A 19,416-nucleotide genomic window follows, 5' to 3' on the forward strand; every position below is an offset into this window, starting at 1 on the left:
GTAGATGGGGAAGATAGGGCGGGTTTAGTTTAGAAAAATTGTAGGTTGGGTAGAGCGCCAGCGTTACCCAACAAACCCAGTAAAACGTTGGGTTTCGTTACCTCAACCCAACCTACCTGCTACAGTTATGAAACCACGAGAAAGGATGAGGGATGAGGGATGAGACAGACAAGATAGGGTAGATGGGGAAGATAGGGCGGGTGCGAGTCATATCCCTGGTGAGGTAAGAGACGATAGTAGCGAAAAGAGCCCCTACACAGTCAAACGCCATGTCCGACTAGCGAGCGCGTTGGGTACCCCATCAACATCACCAATCTTTAACTTGGCGTCAATGAAAGTTCAGGAAGCCTTGTGATTATTGGATTAATTGGAATAGCGATAACAAACTCTGATCCAACACCCGGTTGAGAACAACAAGTTAACTGACCCCCATGATTTTCTACAATAATTTGATAGCTAATTGATAAACCCAATCCGGTTCCCTTGCCCAGGGGTTTGGTAGTATAAAATGGATCAAAAAGTTTTTGGCAGACCTCTTGACTCATCCCCGAACCATTATCAGCAATCCGAATCACAGCATGAGGTATTTTTTGGCAATAACTTGTTCCTGGTTTCTTGATACTAATATCTTGAACCTCCGTGCTAAGTCTGATTTGATGGGGAGTATCTCGACCTGAAGCTTCCAATACATCTACAGCATTCGTGAGCAAATTCATAAATACTTGATTAATCTGCCCAGCATAACAATCGACTGGGGGCAATGTGCCATAGTCTTTAATCACAGTAACTTCGGGATGCTCAACGCTAGGTTTCAGGCGATGTTGCAAAATCAAAAGAGTACTTTCAAGTCCTTCATGAAGATCGGCTGGCTTCATTTCATTTTGGTCAGCCTTGAGAAATTTTTGTAGGGATAAAACCACTTGGCGAATCCGGCTAGATCCCACCTTCATTGAATTTAATAGTTTTGGCATATCTGCCATCAAGAAATCTAGATCAATTTCTGTGATTCGTTTCTGAATATCGGCTACGGGTTGAGGATAGTGAATACCGTAGAGTTCGACTAACTCCATTAAGTCGTGCAGATAACAGATGGCATAATCGATATTGCCGTAAATAAAACTGACAGGATTATTGATTTCATGGGCAACCCCAGCAACCACTTGCCCCAAACTTGACATTTTTTCTGTGTGAATCAGTTTGGTTTGAGCTTGTTGCAGCTTCTGTAATAAATCAGTGACGTAGTGAGTTTCTTCTGCCAACGCTGCTTCAGTTTGCTGGTGTAGGGCAATCTCTTGTTTGAGCCGCTGATTAATTTGCAACAGTTCAGCCGTTCGTTCGGCGACTCGTTTTTCCAACTCATCATTTGTTCGTTTTAGCGATTCCTGAGCGAGTTTGCGTTCTGTAATATCTCGTGTTACCCTAGCAAAACCACGTAATTGTCCGTCTTCCCCACGTAAGGCAGTAATCACAACATTAGCGAAGAATGTTGAGCCATCCTTACGCATTCGCCAACCTTCTTCTTCAACACGACCTTGCTGTGCGGCTATTTTTAAGGACTTACCGGGTTGTCCTTGGGCGATATCTTCAGGGGTATAAAAACAACGGACATGTTGACCCAGAATTTCTGCGGCGTGATATTGTTTAATTCGTTCAGCGCCAGGATTCCAGCTTACGATATTACCCTCTGGATCGAGCATGATAATGGCATAGTCTTTGACACCATCAACCAATAAGCGAAACCGCTCTTCGCTTTCCCGGTGTGCGGCTTCAGCTTCCTTGCGCTGGGTATTATCACGAGCAACCGCATATAGTAAGTCCTGATTGGGGCATAGAGTGATGTTCCATGACAGCCATTTATAGGAGCCATCCTTGCAGCGGTAGCGATTTTCAAAGGAGACAATTTCCTCACAGTCCTTGAGCTTTTGCAGTTGCTGCAAGGTCATTTGCCGATCCTCTGGATGTACCCATTCAATCCAGGGTTGTGCTTGAAATTCCTGGGTACTATATCCCAGGATTCGCTCACACATCGGGTTAACTTGCTGCCAATAGCCATCAGGACTGGCAATGAAAAATAGATCGAGGGTCAGAGTTAAAAATTTGTCTTGATTACCACAAAACGCATGGTTCTTTTGTGTTATATCTCCCTGAGATTTAAGAATAGGGGGTTCTGCTGTTTGGATGATCATCGATTACTTACCTGATTGATGAGAGTCAATTGTGCGAGTGAGAGCAACTCGAAATGGTACTACATTTCTCTCATAGCCTAAACCGACTTGGCTGAGTCGCTATATTATCCGGAAAAGCCTAATAACAGCTTTACGTCTGAAGTCTGTCTGTTTTTTGGCAAAAGCTGTTTTGGTCAGGCAAGCAGATACACCCTTGAGTTATGATAAAGCTTTTGGATCGTTATCGCTAGGTTTATTTTTTCAAATAAGAGACAAAAGACAAATCAAAACTTAGGCAATTAGCCAGGGAAGCCAGATGGCTAAACTCAGCAAGCTGAGAAATAGAATCGGTAAAGTAAGAATTAGGCTGAGGCGAATATAGTAAAACCAATGCAGGCGCAAACCTTTACGCGCTAAAATCTTGAACCAAATTAACGTTGATAAACTGCCCAGAGGAGTAATTTTTGCCCCAAGGGTACATCCAATTACATTAGCGTACTCCATTACTTCCCGAATGGCGGGATCACTCCCGGTTGTGTCGGAAATTGCTATGGCGTTGAGCAACACGGTGGGTAAATTTTGAAATAGGTTGGAAAGCCCAGTTGCGAGAAAGCCTGTTCCTATTGCTGTCAGGGTTAACCCCCAACTGGAGAGGGTTTCTAGCTGATGGGTGATAGCATGACTCATCCCAAAGTAACCTAAACCTAGGACGAAAAAATACATCAGGACGCTAAACCCGATCAATTGCCAAGGAATGTCATGGTAAACCTTGCCCACAGAAATAGTCGGTGTGGTATTGGAGGGAAACCAACGTCCCGCCAATGCTAGCAGAATCAACGCCGCGATCGCAGGAACTATAGAAGTTGGCAGAGAATGTTCTTGGGTCATCCAGTATGCCAGAGGTAGACTGCCTAGGATAACCATACCCCATCGACAAACCAACGGATCACGAATGGCATGGTGTGGTGGTGGGAGGTGAGTGAGATCGTAGGTGCATCGAATGTCACGATGGAAGTAGAACCAGAGGAGCGCTAAACTCGTTGCGATCGCGACCAGTGTTACCGGGGTCATGACCAGAACATACCGAAAACCAGAAACCCCCAAATAGTCTACCGCAAGCAGATTGACCGGATTGCTCACAGGGAACAATAAGCTAGCCGCTTCAGTGATAAAACTAACCGTAAATACAAAAGCGAATGCGGTTTTAGCCCCCAAGCGTAGTAGAACAAGGATCTCCATCACCGGAGCAATCCAGATTAATGCCATACCCACATTGGTCAAAACAATCGTTCCCAATGCTCCCAAAAGTGTGAACAAAAGGAACAGTAAACGCCCTTGACCTATCCCCAGAGCCGCTAATTTTAGCACTAACCCTCGCCAAAACCCAGCTTGATCCAAAATCCGGCACAGAATGAGTAGGGCAATCAACGTTATGGTAGTGTTTCCCACCGTTGCAATAATCGTGAGAACCTCGGTAAAGGATACACCGCTAATCGGGGTAAACATCGTCCCTGTCAATGCACCCAATCCGATACCCAATCCTTGCAGTTGCCAGATAATCAAAATGAGCGTGAAAAGAAAAATCAATAGTGCCACAAAAAGAAGCCTGTTTGAGCGCAGATAACCCTTTAGCATCAATATTCTATGGTTTGTCGCCCTAATCCTGTCTTAATGTATATCCGTGACGCCACTGAGGCAGATTTGCCTGCGATCGTGGAGATTTACAATTCGGCTGTCCCCAGTCGTATTGCCACCGCCGATCTGGAACCTATCTCGGTTGAAAGCCGTATCGCTTGGTATCAAGAACATACACCAACCAGACACCCCCTTTGGGTCATGGACTGCCATGAACGATCTAATTCTACAGGTCAAATTGCTGGGTGGCTCAGTTTTCAGTCTTTCTTAGTACGCCCAGCCTACCATGCTACGGCTGAACTTAGCGTCTACGTGTCTCCTGATTTCCGGCGTCGAGGGATAGGAGAACAACTGCTGCAACGAGCCATCAAGCACAGTCCCAAGGTAGGACTCAATACTTTAGTTGCCTTAATCTTTGCTCACAACCAACCCAGCCTGCAACTCTTTCAAAAATATGGCTTCCAACGCTGGGGTTATTTACCTCAAATAGCGGATATGGGTTCAATTGAGCGTGACTTGGTAATTATGGGACGTCGAGTATGTTGATTTATCATTTGTTATTCGTCGTTCGTCATTGGTTGAGTGAGGAAATGTAGATACGTGCTTTTGAAGCGTCTGTAGGGGCTGGTTTAAGGACAAACACTAATTGTTTTACCTAACTTTTTGGCAAAACCCGCCCTTATTCAGTTTTGAGTTATAGCAGTCGCCATCCTGTTCCCTGTTCCCTATTGCCTGTTCCCTTTAATTACCTTCTCAACTAAATCAGGATGACGGATTCTGACCCAATCCGGAAATGCTAGATACGGATCATCCGTTAACTGACGTTTTAACAGCTCAATGATATCATCGACTTCATTAACCAAATCAAATACAAAGATATTAAATTTCATCGTCTGATTGACATTAAAATCCAGTGCCAAGAAATGTTCAATGTCAATATCTTTTCCTAATCCCAAAACAAAAAACTTAATATCTTTATGATCCTCAATTTTGGTACAGGCTGAAGCAATACATTGAACAAAGCCCTCTTCGTCATCAAAATGACCATCCGTATAAATAATAAAAAAGGCTCCCTTCCCCTTGGGTTTTCCTTCGGTTAACCAAGTGTTGACACAATGATTTAAAGTCGGAGAAACAAAGGTTTTGGTTTTGGGTTTATTTTTGACAAACAGCTTCCAAACTTGAGATGCATCGTTAATCACAATGGGTTTAGGTTTAACTCTTTCCCGGCTAAAAAAGTAAACAGAAACGCAATTTTTAGCCGGACAAACCTGCTTTATGGCATTTTTTTTATCTGCTTTATTCTCTGATTCAGAATCGACTGACAGAATGGCGGCGATATGTCCTTCAACAACTTCTGCTAGATACTCGTAACGAGTTTGCTTTCCGGTATCTTCATCCTTTCTCACCATAGAACCACTCTGATCAATCAGGATAAATATATCGCGGTTATTAAGTGGAGAATCGGACACATCCTTAATCGTTAATCTCACTTCACTCGTCACGCAAATTTCCGTCTCCTCGCGTCTCACTATCTTTCGATTATCATCATCTACAAATTCAGATGACACCTGGTGAGTGACACTCAGGCTTTGCCGTGTTACGAGTTCAGGTTGGTATTTAGCAAACAGCGCAATTAGCTCTCCTCGTTTAGAACGCCGTTCATCAGGAAACTCATTTTTCAGACCAAATGCCGAACAGAGATTCTCAACGTGTTTTCTCACCGTTGATGTTTCAATATGTAACGATTGAGCGATATCCTGATCCGAAACGCCAGCCAAGAGCAATTTCAGCACCTGCCTGCGTCGTGGTGTTAATCCTTCAAAGGCTTCAGTAAACTGCCAACGGTTCATGCTCGCTGATGCAACTTAGATGGGTTTATTTTTATTTTGATAAATTCTGGAGCAGTTTCCCACTGTCTAAGCGTGCCAGGAAGAAAAAATCTAAGTGTATCTTGTTGGGAAAAATGCGCTAACTTAACTTTTAATACATTAAGACATTCCATTATATCAAAGAACAGGTTGTTTTGCGGCATCAGCGCCATAATTTTTGTAATTCTTTGAGAAAATACTAAATTTTTCACCAAAATTCCCATTTATGCGCTTTAATTGCATTTAAGCCAGTAATTGTCTGGCAAGCCTAACCCACTTGGATACCCAAAAAAGTTGACTATGACCGTTAAATACCTTACTACATTTGCCATCGCTTCACTTTTGAGTCTGGGATTAGCCACGGGTTGTAGCGCTCCCTCAGAAACGGATGGTAGTACGACTATCGAGGAAACTGAGCCAGCTAACCCTGATAACGCAGCAACTGAAGACGCTGCTCCTGCTGCAACCGATAAGGCGGCGGAAAAGGGAGACATGGACAAAGCGACTGAAGACAAAGACATGTCTGACAAAGCTACTGAAGACAAGGCAGACATGGAAAAGGCGACTGAAGACAAACCGATGGGTGACGAGACGAGTGAATCTAAGGCTGAGGACTCAACTTCTGAAACCACTCCTTAAGCTTCCGTTACCTACCCTTTTGAAGGGGCACGGGAGGGGGATCTAAAAGGGGGACGGAAGGGGGATCTAAAAGGGGGACGGAAGGGGGATCTAAAAAGGGGGGTAGGGGGGAGCTCTGATTATTAAGGAAGGGTTTCAGCCTTAAGTTGATACCAATGACCGACCTGCGCCCTTTGTTTTGCGTGGTGTCTGTATTTCAGACCCATCACCAAACGTCGGCTGCACAAGTTTCATGAGAATGAGGTAAACTTTTGTTAAGACATTCTCGGAGGAACTTAATATGACGACCCAACTCGGCTTTGGCAAAGTACAACCCAAACAGCACAAAGTAAAAAAAAACAAAGTCAAACGGGTAGCCGCTTCCCGCAAGTATGATGAAATGCAAAAGTCGGGATTACCAGAATTCAATATCTATGTCCGCATCAAGGGAGAGAAAGCCTGGTTACCTGCTGGCTCAATGGCAGTGAATCGCAGCAGTCAAATCAACCAGGCGTTATTTGAGCAAGAAGAGGAGTTACTCAAAGGAATATTTCGGCTGTTCCCCAAACTGCGGAAGCGCCAAAGCGAGTTGGAATATGGTCATCGACTCAAAGAGTTTAAAGACGAACCCATCGTTGTAGCAATTCGTCCCCAAGCAACGCCAGGGAATTTGATTCAATCTACCGTCAGCCAAGTCAAAGAACGCTTCTCATCAGTATTCCAGCGTAAGTAGGTGATGGGGGAAGAGGGAATGGGGGGAGTTTTGACTCTTCACTTCGGAAACTACTATCGTTTCTTACCTGACAAGGGATGTAACTCGCGCCCGCCCCGACTTGATCCTTCACGTCGCTAGTCGGACATAATGCGTGAGTGAATTCCCCCTGCTCTCCCCTGCTCCTAGACCAGAATGGCACGTCTGGAAAATTGCTTCCTCGGCTGCACTGAGGGATAAATTCAGTCTTTGGCTTGTACCATTTAAATTCATATTAACGATGATAAGGATCACTGACTGAAAAAAATCTTCTTGCTAAGTATTTAATCTTCGCGCCTTAACGCCTCCCCAGGGAGGGTTCAGGTGTTGGGTTGATACAAGTGTAGAGTTCGCTTGCCTTGTATTGCCATTACATGCCGTTTCAGTCTGATTATCCGATGCGACCCATGATTGCTAACCCAACTGTGACTGAGAATCCATTACTTCGTGGAAAGGGACTACCCCCTTTTGACCAGATTGAGCCAAAACATGTTGTACCTGCGATAACGCAGCTAATAGCTGAACTCCAGCAGGAATTAGCCGCCCTAGAGGAAAAGGTAACACCAACCTGGGACGGTTTAGTGGAACCCCTAGAAGCATTGACAGAACGCCTCAGGTGGAGTTGGGGCATCGTGGGTCACTTGATGGGGGTGAAAAATAGCCCAGAACTGCGTGAGGCTTACGAAACGGTTCAGCCTAAAGTCGTCCAATTCATCAACACACTTAACCAAAGTCAACCCCTCTACAAAGCCTTCAAAACCTTACGGGATGGGGATGAATGGCGCAGTTTAGAGCCAGCCCAAAAGCGGATAGTAGAAGCTGCCATTAAAGATGCTGAACTGTCTGGTGTAGGACTTGAAGGGGAGGTGCGAGAGCGCTTCAACCAAATTCAGATGGAGTTGGCAGAACTATCCACAAAGTTCTCTAACCATGTCCTAGATGCAACCAAGGCATTTAGCATGACCCTAACAAGTCCAGAAGAGGTAGAGGGTTTACCCCCTAGCTTAAAGAGTTTAGCCGCTCAAGCCGCTCGCGCAGCCGGGGAAGAAAAGGCGACTCCGGAGCACGGTCCTTGGCGCATCACCCTGGACTATCCCAGTTACGTCCCTTTCATGCAGCACAGTACCCGTCGGAATTTGCGGGAGAAACTCTATAAAGCCTTTGTTAGTCGCGCCTCCTCCGGAGAGTTGGATAATAGTCCCCTGATTGAGCGAATTCTAGAATTGCGTCAAGAAAAATCCAAGCTGCTAGGGTTTAGAAGTTATGCTGAATTAAGCCTTGCCAGCAAAATGGCACCCAATGTTGAGGCAGTAGAGGGATTACTCGAAGAACTCCGTGGCGCTAGTTACGATGCCGCCGTTAAGGATTTAGAAGCGTTGAAAGCATTTGCGGCGGCTAAAGGCGCACCAGAAGCCAGCGATTTGAAACACTGGGATATCAGTTTTTGGTCAGAACGTCAACGGGAAGAAAAGTTTGCCTTCAGTGCGGAGGAATTGCGTCCTTATTTACCTTTACCTCAAGTACTTGATGGCTTGTTTGCCTTAATTAAGCGGCTATTTGGGGTTACGGTTACGCCTGCGGATGAACCTGCTCCGGTTTGGCATGAGGATGTCCGCTATTTCCAAGTAGCAGATGAGACAGGGGGGGCGATCGCGTTCTTCTATTTAGATCCCTACAGCCGCCCTGCCGAGAAGCGTGGGGGGGCTTGGATGGATGATTGTGTGGGTCGTGCCAAACTGACGGAAGCAGGGAAAACGACAACTCGCTTACCGATCGCCTATTTAATTTGCAATCAAACGCCACCCGTTGATGGTAAACCGAGCCTAATGACCTTTGGTGAAGTCGAGACACTATTCCATGAGTTTGGTCATGGTTTGCAACACATGCTTACCAAGGTGGATTATGCTGGGGCAGCAGGAATTAATAACGTGGAATGGGACGCCGTGGAACTACCCAGCCAGTTTATGGAAAACTGGTGTTATGATCGCCCCACGCTGATGGGAATGGCGAAGCACTACGAAACTGGGGAATCCCTGCCAGAGCATTATTATCAGAAACTTTTGGCAGCCCGTACTTACATGAGTGGTAGTGCTATGCTACGACAATTACACTTTAGTTTAGTAGATATCGAACTACACCACCGCTATCAGCCCGGTGGGGAGGAAAGTCCAGCTGATGTGCGTCACCGTATTGCTAAAACCACCACAGTGTTACAACCCTTACCGGAAGATTCCTTCCTCTGTGCCTTTTCCCACATCTTTGCTGGTGGGTATGCGGCTGGGTATTACAGTTATAAATGGGCAGAAGTTCTTAGTGCGGATGCCTTCGCCGCCTTTGAGGAGGTCGGTTTAGAGAATGAAGCCGCCGTAGCGGATACAGGGAAGCGGTATCGGGATACGGTACTGGCATTAGGTGGTGGTGTGCCACCGATGGAGGTATTCAAGAAATTTCGGGGACGGGAACCAAGTACGGAACCGTTACTGCGGCATAGTGGATTAGTGACTGCGTCTTGAGGATCTAATCCTGAATTAAAATTAATATTTTTTAACCCGCGTTAGCCCAGCATTAAGGTGAGGCGGGTTTTGTCTGTGTCACGCCGCCATCGTGTGTTAGATTTCTTTCCAACAATAGGGCGAATTAACGGAATGAGGCGCAATGATGAATTATGTAGAGACGTTGCATTGTTCAGACATTACTCAAAACCAGGTTATCTCGATGCACGACTGTTTCTGCACCACCGTAGCCCAAAATTTCGGGAATGTCTGCTGATTTATGTCCCCGAATTTTCTGTAATTCCAGACTGCTGTAGTTGACTAATCCTCTAGCCATTTCTACCCCATTACTATCACAAAGCTGTACCGCATCTGAGGCGTTAAAATTACCCTCAATGGCGGTAATTCCGGCAGCTAATAGAGACTTACCCCCTTGACAAATTGCCCTCACCGCACCCTGATCTAAATACAGCTTACCCGCCGGAACTAAACTGTTAGCAATCCAACGCTTGCGGGCGTTTTCGGTTCGCGGTTGGGGGACAAATTGCGTCCCTAATGGTTCTCCCTGTAAAATTTTTTCGATGGTTTCTGGATGTCGTCCTTGAGTAATAACGGTTCTCACTCCTGCACTCGTGGCAATTCTGGCGGCGGTAATTTTGGTCACCATTCCCCCCGTTCCCCACTGGGAACCCGCGTTCCCGGTTTGTATCTGAAGTTCGGCTAACTCTTCCATCCGGCTCACCAGGGTAATGGGTTCAGCATCGGGGAATTGACGCGGATCAGCCGAATAGAGTCGATCAACATCGGTTAATAAGAATAACCAATTGGCTTCAATTAAACTCGCAACCATAGCCGAGAGGGTATCGTTATCGCCAAACTTGAGTTCCTCTACAGCGACGGTATCATTTTCATTAACCACGGGAATGACGCCAAGCTGCAATAGTTCTCGAAATGTCGCGTAAGCATTAACGTAACAACTGCGCTGTACTAAGTCCTGGCGGCTTAAGAGAATTTGCGCGATCGCTTGATCGAGACTGGAAAATAAATCATCATAGACTCGCACTAACCGTCCTTGACCCACAGCCGCCACAGCTTGCTTGAGGGCGAGGGTTTGAGGACGAGTCTTTAATCCCAATCGTCCACAACCAACTCCCACTGCGCCAGAGGTAACTAAGACCACACCATAGCCAGAGGAACGCAACCTTGTCAGTGTTTCTACTAGTCTCGCAATCGTTGAAAGCGCAAGCTGACCAGTTTCTGGATGGGTCAAACTCGATGTACCAACTTTGACAACAATTGTTTCAGTCATTGTCATTTGTCATTCGTTTAACATTCCCCATCTTCCCTAGCTCCCCCTGCTTCCCCTGCACCTGGAGTCCCTCTGCTCCCCCATTTCTTTCACTAATATACAATAGAGCGCCAAATCACCTTAATTCAAGGGATTTGACGCTCGCAACGGAATTATAACAGTTGTTTTTTTATGGTTAGGGTCTTTATAGTGGCTGACCCCATTTGAACTATTATTAGAATCTCATGACTTTTTGGCGGTCTGCTTTTTTATAATCTTTTCTTTATATTTCAGTTTGTCTTGATTTATCATTTTTTGTAAACTTATGTTGCTTACTGGGCAGTGATACCCCAAGAATTTGAGAGATCCAGACTTCAAAGTCGCGAATGGGAGAAGAATAGGCGCTTTGAGTGGGGTCTATCATCGGTTCGACGAGGATGGTAAACATACCGAGTCTATTACCGGCTAAGACATCTGTAAACAAGCGATCGCCTACCATCGCCACTTGTTCTACAGGCAAATTCATCGCGGCGGCGGCTTTCTTTAATTTGCGTCGGGATGGCTTACCTGCACCATGGATGTAAGGCAGATTTAGGGAATTAGCAATCCCACCAATCCGCGTCTCACTCAGATTATTACTCACCAGCCACAGGGAGGCTACGGGTCTAATTTCTTCAACCCACACCCTTAGTTCTTCTGAGGCTTGGGAGGCTTTCAGGGGAACCAAGGTTTCATCCACATCCAGCACTAACCCCTTAAGCGTATGGTGTTGCAGGATCTCTCGAGTCAAACTCAAGATCGGACCTCCCAAAACTAAGTCAGGTTCTAAGTTTGATACCCAAGCCATATTTTCTAAGTTTGATACCCAAGACATAAGCCGTGATTTGTCCTCAGCCAGTAATTTCATTCCCACCTACTTAATGGTTGTCGCAGTGTTCCTGCTTCATATAGCGTAGCAGTCTTCGCGATCACTTTCCTTTTGCTTTGTGTCCTGGAGCCTTCTGCCTTAGCCAATACTAAAGTGTATAGATTTAACCGAACATGATATTATTCATTTTGCTGGGCTTGCCGTTGTTGACGAATGGCGTCTCTTGCCGCTTCATGGGCTTCTAGAGTTTTACTAAATAAGTGAGTGCCATCATAGCGGGCAACAAAAAAGAGATAGTCGGTATTTTGGGGATTGAGTGTGGCTGCTAAACTGTCTAATCGTGGACTGCCAATAGGGGTAGGCGGTAAGCCAGTATTGAGATAGGTATTGTAAGGAGATGGTGTTCTCACTTGGGCGTAAGTCAGGGGCTGATCTGCCGTTTGGCGAAAACCTAATCCATATTCAACAGTAGGATCAGATTCTAGTTTCATCCCTCGGCGGAGACGGGCGGTAAATACCCCAGCAATGAGGGGACGTTCATCAGCAACGACTGCCTCTTTTTCTACGATACTGGCTAAAGTGACCCACTCATGCAAACTTAGCTGAGTTTGCTGTTGTCCCTGTTGATACACGGGTAAAGCAACCTGCTCAAATTGTTTGAGCATTTGGTTAATAATTTGTTGGGGCGTGACGCGATCGCTCGGTAATTGATAGGTGTCAGGATATAAGTAGCCTTCTAGGTGCGGTAAGTTACTGGGTAACCACGGAAACTGATCCTCTGGAATCTGACTCGCCGCCGAGAGAAAGTCTTGTGCTTTAAAATATCCTAGGGATTCAAAATAGGTTGCCATCTGCTGGAGGGACCACCCTTCGGGAATCGTGAACGAGAGTTGCATCACTTCACCCGTCCAAATTTTTTGGGCAACTTCGGATAAGGGTTGACTGGGGGAGAGTTTATAGGTGCCGGCTTTAAATCCACCCTCTGGTTCTTGCAGTTTTAACCAATAACTCCAGAGTCTCCAAGCATTTGCCGAACGAATTAAACCCGCCGCTTCTAAATCAAAACCGATTTGCTGGGCGGCGGTTCCTGAGGGAATTTGAATTTGTAGGGTATTGGTTGATGTGTCTAATGATTGCTCGAGGAGGGGAGGGGACTGTACCCAACTCCACCATGCCCACCCCTGCCATAAACTGATTCCCATGGTTACTGGGAGTAAGGCAAGATAGTAAGTCCACTTAGAGAATTGTTGAATTGTTCTATTTGTCATTTGTCATTTTTAATCTAAATCTTCAAATAATAACTCTTCCAGAAGCGGTTGGACTTTTTGAAATTCTTCGGGAGATAATAGTTCTAATTGACCTGTAGGGTTGCGCTTGGCGAAAAAGAGCAGGGGATCGAGGGGGGTGTAAATTCCATACTCTTGTTCTTCATGGTAAAAGTTTGCTAACAATTGCAATTGTTCTGGTTCGAGTTCCACATCTTCTTCGGCGAGTTCAATGGTGAGAATCTCGTCCTCATCCACTGGCGGAATTTCACCCGCGACGGTTAGGGTAAACGCTGTGCGTTTCAGGATGAGATTTTGTTCAGCTAGAACCGCTTGGGCATCTGAGAAGATTTCATCGATTTCTGTCTCGTCTTCTATAAGGGTAGCGTCCGCTAAATCATCGGCTTGATCATCCTCATCCCAGGCGACAAGTTCTACGGGTGAATCCACGGGGAGGAGGAGTAAATAGTCGGTGCCTTCGACATTCAAAGAATGCTCGATAGAACAACTGAGCGATCGCCCCGCTTCATCGGTGAGCGTCACATTACTACTACTGTGACCAGATTGTCCATTGTCTTGGGGAAAGTTAGATGAGAACATGCTGTTTTTGTCAAGGATCATGGAGTAAAAAAAACTTGCCCGATCCTGGGGATCAAGTGGCAAAGTCTTAGAATATCACGGCAGATGAACTCAAAATCAGGAATTTAACCTAACTCGCTCGCCATCCCCATCTTATCTTCCCCATCTTCCCCATCTTCCCCGCCCTTGGGGGACTGGTTTAAAAGATAACCAGGTTTTTGTCAACGTGTTCGCGGTCCTCCCCACCCTGCTTGCGAGTCGTGGTGGGGAGGGATAGCGGATAAACTGAGGGGTTCGATGCCCCGAAGTTTATCATTTACGCTACGCATAAACCATTACTTTTTCTGATTAATTCGACTTTACTGGGGGCAAGAGGTGTTACCCCTACTAACTCATGCCCGATCGCGCCTCAAGCCCATCCCAGAATTCTGCTCAATCTGAACTGAACTCTAGTGACCTTTACTTAACAGTAAAATCGAACATTAATCCCGCTTCTGATTTCCTTTAAACCCATGCTACCCGTTAACCAAGCCGAATCGATTATCTTAGATCTCATCCACCCCTTAGACTCCCAGTTAGACAGCGAAATTATAGACCTATCCGCCGCCACAGGTCGCATTTTGGCTGCTCCTGTAACTAGCCAATTGGATTTTCCCCACTGGGATAATTCTGCTATGGATGGTTATGCGGTGCGCTATGCTGATGTACACTCGGCTAGTGAACAGCAACCAATACGTTTAGAACTCGTCGAAGAGATTCCCGCCGGATATCAACCGCAAAAAACTATTGCAGCCGGACAATCTGCGCGTATCTTCACCGGTGCATGTATGCCACAGGGCGCCGATACAGTGGTGATGCAGGAATATACATTGCGTGAGGATAACCATGTTTTAATCTTACAAACACCGAAACCTCAAGGCTTCGTGCGTCATCAGGCATCATTTTACCGTTCTGGAGAACCCCTTTTAGCCGCAGGAATTCAACTGGGTGCGCCAGAAATTGCCGTCCTCGCCGCCGCCCAATGTACGGAACTCACCGTCTATCGCCGTCCCAAAGTCGCTATTCTCTCCACGGGGAATGAACTGGTTACGCCGTACCAACCCTTGCAACCGGGTCAAATTGTCGATTCCAATCAATACGCCCTAGCCGCTTGGGTGACTCTTTGTGGCGGAATCCCCAAGGTACAGGGGATTGTCCGCGATAAACCAGACGCCCTGAAGCAAGCCATTTCTCAAGCGATTCCCGCCGCTGATATGGTTCTGTCTACAGGTGGCGTTTCTGTGGGAGATTATGACTATGTAGATGAAATTTTAGCCCAACTGGGTGCTGAGATTCATATTCGTTCGGTTGCGGTTAAACCTGGTAAACCCTTAACCGTGGCGACGTTCCCGCCTCATCAGGGGAAGAAAAAAGGCTCATCGCATCCAGTATTATATTTTGGTCTACCCGGAAATCCAGTATCTGCCTTAGTCAGTTGTTGGCGATTTGTGCAACCTGCGATGAGAAAGCGTTCTGGTTTGCCAATGCAACGATGGAAGCCCAGGTTTATCAACGCCATCTCTCGTAATGAACTCAAATCTGATGGGCGTCGAGAATCCTATTTGTGGGGTCAGCTTCAATTAGTTGAGGGAAACTATGAATTCAATCTGGCGGGTGGGAGTCACAGTTCGGGTAATTTAATTAATTTAGCCCAAACCACAGGTCTGGCTATGATACCCGTTGGTCAAACCTTGATTCCAGAAGGAGAAACGGTACAAGTTTTGTCGGTGGGCTTTGAATTCTCTCGTTGAGATTGATGAGGAAACATCCTTTAAGATGGGGCAGTTGTAGACGCGGAGCGGCTTCTTGTAGGGTAACCGCAGCTACACAAACTTGCACCCGCCTTCGCGGGTTTACGGTTGCAAGTCTGGAACACATCGGTTAGGGCGGGTTTAGTCGCATCTGTTGTGATGTAAGAAACGATAATCGTGAAACCCACCCCTACACAAGTGCTAATCTATTTGTTCCAACCGAGGGGCGGTTCAATTTCCAATTCATCAACTTTGGAAATACGCTCACCCGGCTTGTTCACAATCTGCACAGTACTGGCTTGCAGTCCCTGTTCGCCTTCCTCGGCAAAAAAGTGGACGCCTGTACCGATTCCTAAGCGGTCAAAGTCATCATGGAGGACACTATTACGGTGGAAATAGACTTCTTGACCCTCCAGGCTTTTAATAAAGCCGTACCCTTCTTCTGGAAATAACTTAGTAACTATTGCCGTCATTTCCTGAGTAGGATGACTCTTGACCTCATTTCGCTGCCGTTCGGTGAGTTCGATAAGCTGGCGCCGTGCCGACTCAAAGGCGTTACGCACTACTGTTTCTACAGGCTGATACTGATTTCCTTCTCCGGGATTTTCGACCACAGCAAGTTCGTGACCTGGTGGTACTGTCATATCGATTCTTACCCGATAGGGGGAACCGCTATTGGGGTTTTTGTGTGCCTGTTCAATCGCAATGCGGCAACTATTAAGGTGGTCGCAAACCTGCTCCAACTTACCGACTTTTTCCCGTACTAATGCCTCTAAAACTTCAGTTTTTGGCACATCACGATAGGAAATCTCTAATGGAATTTGCATAAATTATCAGTCCTCAATTCAGCTATTTATAATTACATTACGCACCGACTTATACTATCAATCGATCGCGCAAAGCGTCCAAGGTGACGCGCAATACCTGGAAGGCTCTCTCTTTGTTCTCCCAACCTAGTTCTGCGGCTACATCATTGACTCAAGTATTTGTTTTTTTAACGGTGGTGTCAAATGCTGGTAATCCTGTCGCAGACATATTATATCCTCCTGTTATGTTATTTTCATCCGGTGCGAGAGGTCTCTATTGCTGTGAACCTCTGCAACACCACTGTAATCAGGTTAACAAGGCGATCTGGTTCAAGATTTCTATCGAATTATATAGATTTGAGATAGAAGTCTCGAATAATTTTTACTAAATAATTTCGGCTTCGTTTGCCTCTCCCATAAGATTGATTTCAGTTTATAATCTAGACGGGGTTTAAATAGTAATCCACTCAGTCCCAATAAAGTTAAATTACTCAAGCGCTCATGCAAATTATGCTCGGCTTAAAGGGAAGGGATTGGACGCCTCCATTCTTGCGGCGTCCCGCTGTCCCTCCTCGGCTTACGAGAGTTGAGGTTCCGAGGACTCCCGCTCTCCACGTTGAGCTTAAGTCAGTACCATTCAGTTTAAGTTGATGTTGGTTTATCGTATAGGCTGGGTTTTCTGTGCGATCGCGTCCCAAATTTTGACCTAATAGGCATATAATACACAAAATGTCAACTCTGGCAATTTAGCTGTGCCAATTTTTGGGTCATCGAACCCCTTTCCGGGCATACCTCTATATTGCTCCATCATCTCTTGCCAACAGCCATGGCGAATCTATTAATTATCGAATCAGGCGGTAAGGTCAAAAAACTCAAATCCATTCTCGGTGCTGGCTGGACGGTTAAAGCCAGCATGGGTCATGTTCGGGAATTAGCTGATGATGGTCAAGATTCTCTAGGGTTTGATTTGGAGGGTTCCCACGTCCACTGTCGCTATGTTCCCCGCAGTTCACAAGCTAAGAAAATCTTATCGGAGTTGCGCTCTGCTGTCCGCCAAGCCGACCGAATTTACCTAGGGACTGACCCAGACCGAGAAGGAGAAACGATTGGTTGGCATTTGAGCCAAGAATTGCGATTGAAGAATCCCCTGCGGGTGACTTACACAGAGATTACTAAATCCGCCGTAGAACGCGCGATCGCACATCCGAAAACTATTGACTCAAACCTTATCGCCGCAGGACGTGCTAGGGATTGTTTGGATAAGTTGGTGGGATATAAAGGGAGTCGATTAGTTTGGCGCTTGAATAACGGCGGCAAGTCCATGGGACGGGTGCAGAGTGCTACCTTACATCTACTGGTGCAGCGAGAACAAGAGATTCTGGCATTTAAACCCCAGGATTATTGGGTGGTGTGGGTAGAATATCAGGAGGGATTTAAAGCCCTTTACGCGGGTCGAACTCAGCCGCAAGAGAATTCTAGGAACACGAAGAATCAGCCGGATGATACGGGAGAAGAGAATCCAGTAGCGGAAGGGAAGCGGGTACTCTCTCAGGACGAGGCGGATCAATTAGTCGCGATAGCGCGTTCTCATTCCCATCATGTTGTCACAGTGGAGGGGAAGACAGTTAAACAATCTCCCCCCGCCGCATTTACAACTTCTACGCTTCAGCAATCTGCCGGTGCTAAACTCAAGCTGAATCCGGAAGTGACGATGAAAATTGCCCAAAGCCTCTATGAAGCTGGGCATATTACCTATATGCGGACGGATTCCGTGGCGTTGTCTCCAGAGTTTTGTCAGGCGGCAAAACAATGGCTTTTACAGCATGACCCAGATAATGTACCCTCTAGAGTAACCTCCCATCGCTCTAAATCCGGGGCGCAAGAAGCCCATGAAGCGATTCGTCCTACTCATGTTGAACGCACACCAGAGCAATTATCGGTTCAACTGACAAGGGATGAGGCAAAACTGTATGATTTAATTTGGAATCGCGCGATCGCAACTCAATGCTGTCAAGCTCAATTATCCAAAACTCGGATTATCACCCAATCGGGGGATGTATTTTGGGAAGCTAGGGGACAGGTGTTAATCATACCGGGCTATACTCGCTATTGGAATAATATTGCCGCCGATTCCCAATTACCACGAGTACAGCAGGGTCAACCATTGACCTTAGATAAGGCGGGTGCAGACAAGAAACAGACGCAGCCGCCACCCCGTTACAGCGAACCCAAACTGGTGCAGGCGATGGAACGTTCTGGAATTGGTCGTCCTAGCACCTATGCGCCGACAATTAAGACGTTGAAAGCGCGTAACTATGTTCAGTTAGGCAAAGGGAAATTGCAGCCGACGCAACTGGGGATGGAATTGGATGTATTTTTGGCACAGGTGTTACCGGATCTAATTCAGCCAGAATTTACAGCTAAGATGGAATCGGATTTAGATGCGATCGCGTCAGGGAAGTTAGATTGGGAATGTTATTTGACGGGATGGAATCGGGATTATTTTGCTCCGGCGCTTAACTCGGCGTTTGCCCAAGTCCCAGAGATATCCAGTCAAACTCAGTCTACTCCGAAGGGTGAATCGAAACGGCGTCCGAGAACGGAATCCACGGATTATCCCTGTCCTAAATGTCAACATCTGATGACTAAGGTGTTTTCTCAGTCTCAGAAGCTGAAAGCGGATCATTTCCTCAGTTGCGATAATCGCCAAGGGGGATGTGGGGTGGTAATGTTTTGGAATGCCAAAGTTGGGGAGTATGAGTTACCGCGTTCAGATCGCCCTGCACCGAAAGCGAAGCCAGCCAAGCCAGCCAAGCCAGCCAAGTTAACGGAGTATGCTTGTCCGAGTTGTGGGAAGCCGTTGGAGTTGTATGAATATGAGAAAGAGGGTGAGTCTAAGAAAATGCTGCGTTGTGGGAATCCCAAGTCTCGCCAGGGGAAATGCAAAAATGTGGCTTACTTTTGGACGAAAAAGGGGACGTTTTGGAGTCCCAAGTTTGGGGAAGTGAAAAAGTGATGGATGATGGCGATGCAGGGCTTGCTGTATTAAGGCGGGAACTATACAATACAAGGGTTTAAATCCATTTTACGACAAAAAGTGCTTTCGTTTTGACACCTAGATGGGCGTTCAAAAATTGACAATGGATAATGAACAATGGATAATGACCTCTCCTTAAAAGAAGAGGATTGAAATTAAGGAAAATCTTTTTTAATTTCTTCGTAAACGAAGAGGTCTTAGACCCAATTAATCAATTGTCAATTATCAATTATTAATTATCCATTGATAAG

The 19,416-nt window shown here is 46.1% G+C and carries 15 protein-coding genes; 6 read left to right on the top strand and 9 right to left on the bottom strand.

The annotated features are described in order from the left end of the window. Positions 1-317: 317 nt before the first annotated feature. Positions 318-2,186, bottom strand: coding sequence for a PAS domain-containing sensor histidine kinase (locus RIM23_RS26350; protein ID WP_446370821.1), 1,869 nt, complete (start codon positions 2,184-2,186; stop codon positions 318-320). A gap of 270 nt (positions 2,187-2,456) precedes the next feature. Then, a complete protein-coding gene (locus RIM23_RS26355; protein ID WP_446370823.1) occupies positions 2,457-3,761 on the bottom strand; it encodes an ArsB/NhaD family transporter in 1,305 nt (434 codons plus the stop codon). Positions 3,762-3,809: 48 nt separating this feature from the next. On the opposite strand from RIM23_RS26355, the gene RIM23_RS26360 reads away from it, so the two are divergent. Then, on the top strand, positions 3,810-4,346 hold the full coding sequence (locus RIM23_RS26360) for an N-acetyltransferase family protein (protein ID WP_446337274.1): 537 nt from the start codon (positions 3,810-3,812) through the stop codon (positions 4,344-4,346). 179 nt (positions 4,347-4,525) lie between these two features. On the opposite strand, the gene RIM23_RS26365 is transcribed toward RIM23_RS26360, so the two are convergent. Both RIM23_RS26365 and RIM23_RS26370 read right to left on the bottom strand, forming a co-directional pair. Beyond that, positions 4,526-5,653 carry a LuxR C-terminal-related transcriptional regulator gene (locus tag RIM23_RS26365; RefSeq protein WP_446370825.1) on the bottom strand — a complete coding sequence of 376 codons (1,128 nt, stop codon included), beginning with the start codon at positions 5,651-5,653 and terminating at the stop codon, positions 4,526-4,528. Continuing rightward, complete coding sequence (locus tag RIM23_RS26370; RefSeq protein ID WP_446370827.1) at positions 5,650-5,895, bottom strand: hypothetical protein; 246 nt, start codon at positions 5,893-5,895, stop codon at positions 5,650-5,652. Before RIM23_RS26370 ends, RIM23_RS26365 begins: the two co-directional genes overlap by 4 nt. Before the next feature lie 76 nt (positions 5,896-5,971). Between RIM23_RS26370 and RIM23_RS26375 the strand changes: the two genes are divergently transcribed. From RIM23_RS26375 to RIM23_RS26385, 3 genes are all read left to right on the top strand, one after another. Continuing rightward, positions 5,972-6,310 (top strand): hypothetical protein, encoded by a 339-nt coding sequence (locus RIM23_RS26375; RefSeq protein ID WP_446370829.1) that lies wholly within the window; start codon positions 5,972-5,974, stop codon positions 6,308-6,310. A 280-nt stretch (positions 6,311-6,590) separates the two neighbouring features. Next, positions 6,591-7,022, top strand: a complete 432-nt coding sequence (locus tag RIM23_RS26380; RefSeq protein WP_446370831.1) for an HHL1-like protein — start codon at positions 6,591-6,593, stop codon at positions 7,020-7,022. Between the two features lie 425 nt (positions 7,023-7,447). Then, the gene (locus RIM23_RS26385) at positions 7,448-9,553 is read left to right on the top strand and encodes a M3 family metallopeptidase (protein ID WP_446370833.1); all 2,106 of its coding nucleotides are present in this window, start codon (positions 7,448-7,450) and stop codon (positions 9,551-9,553) included. A gap of 172 nt (positions 9,554-9,725) precedes the next feature. On the opposite strand, the gene proB is transcribed toward RIM23_RS26385, so the two are convergent. The 4 genes from proB to RIM23_RS26405 form a co-directional block, all read right to left on the bottom strand. Further along, a complete protein-coding gene (gene proB / locus RIM23_RS26390) occupies positions 9,726-10,841 on the bottom strand; it encodes a glutamate 5-kinase (protein ID WP_446370847.1) in 1,116 nt (371 codons plus the stop codon). A gap of 262 nt (positions 10,842-11,103) precedes the next feature. After that, positions 11,104-11,667, bottom strand: coding sequence for a YqeG family HAD IIIA-type phosphatase (locus tag RIM23_RS26395; protein WP_446339400.1), 564 nt, complete (start codon positions 11,665-11,667; stop codon positions 11,104-11,106). Positions 11,668-11,867: 200 nt separating this feature from the next. Continuing rightward, positions 11,868-12,956 carry an endolytic transglycosylase MltG gene (gene mltG / locus RIM23_RS26400; RefSeq protein ID WP_446370835.1) on the bottom strand — a complete coding sequence of 363 codons (1,089 nt, stop codon included), beginning with the start codon at positions 12,954-12,956 and terminating at the stop codon, positions 11,868-11,870. Positions 12,957-12,965: 9 nt separating this feature from the next. Then, on the bottom strand, positions 12,966-13,553 hold the full coding sequence (locus RIM23_RS26405) for a DUF3727 domain-containing protein (protein WP_446370837.1): 588 nt from the start codon (positions 13,551-13,553) through the stop codon (positions 12,966-12,968). A gap of 491 nt (positions 13,554-14,044) precedes the next feature. On the opposite strand from RIM23_RS26405, the gene RIM23_RS26410 reads away from it, so the two are divergent. Next, on the top strand, positions 14,045-15,322 hold the full coding sequence (locus RIM23_RS26410; RefSeq protein ID WP_446370839.1) for a molybdopterin molybdotransferase MoeA: 1,278 nt from the start codon (positions 14,045-14,047) through the stop codon (positions 15,320-15,322). Between the two features lie 206 nt (positions 15,323-15,528). Here RIM23_RS26410 and RIM23_RS26415 read toward each other — a convergent pair whose 3' ends face one another. After that, positions 15,529-16,149 carry a cold shock domain-containing protein gene (locus RIM23_RS26415; protein WP_446370841.1) on the bottom strand — a complete coding sequence of 207 codons (621 nt, stop codon included), beginning with the start codon at positions 16,147-16,149 and terminating at the stop codon, positions 15,529-15,531. 805 nt (positions 16,150-16,954) lie between these two features. Between RIM23_RS26415 and topA the strand changes: the two genes are divergently transcribed. Beyond that, positions 16,955-19,144, top strand: a complete 2,190-nt coding sequence (topA, locus tag RIM23_RS26420; RefSeq protein ID WP_446370843.1) for a type I DNA topoisomerase — start codon at positions 16,955-16,957, stop codon at positions 19,142-19,144. Positions 19,145-19,416 lie beyond the last annotated feature (272 nt).

This window comes from Coleofasciculus sp. G3-WIS-01, from assembly GCF_040223135.1.
Lineage (GTDB): Bacteria > Cyanobacteriota > Cyanobacteriia > Cyanobacteriales > Coleofasciculaceae > Coleofasciculus.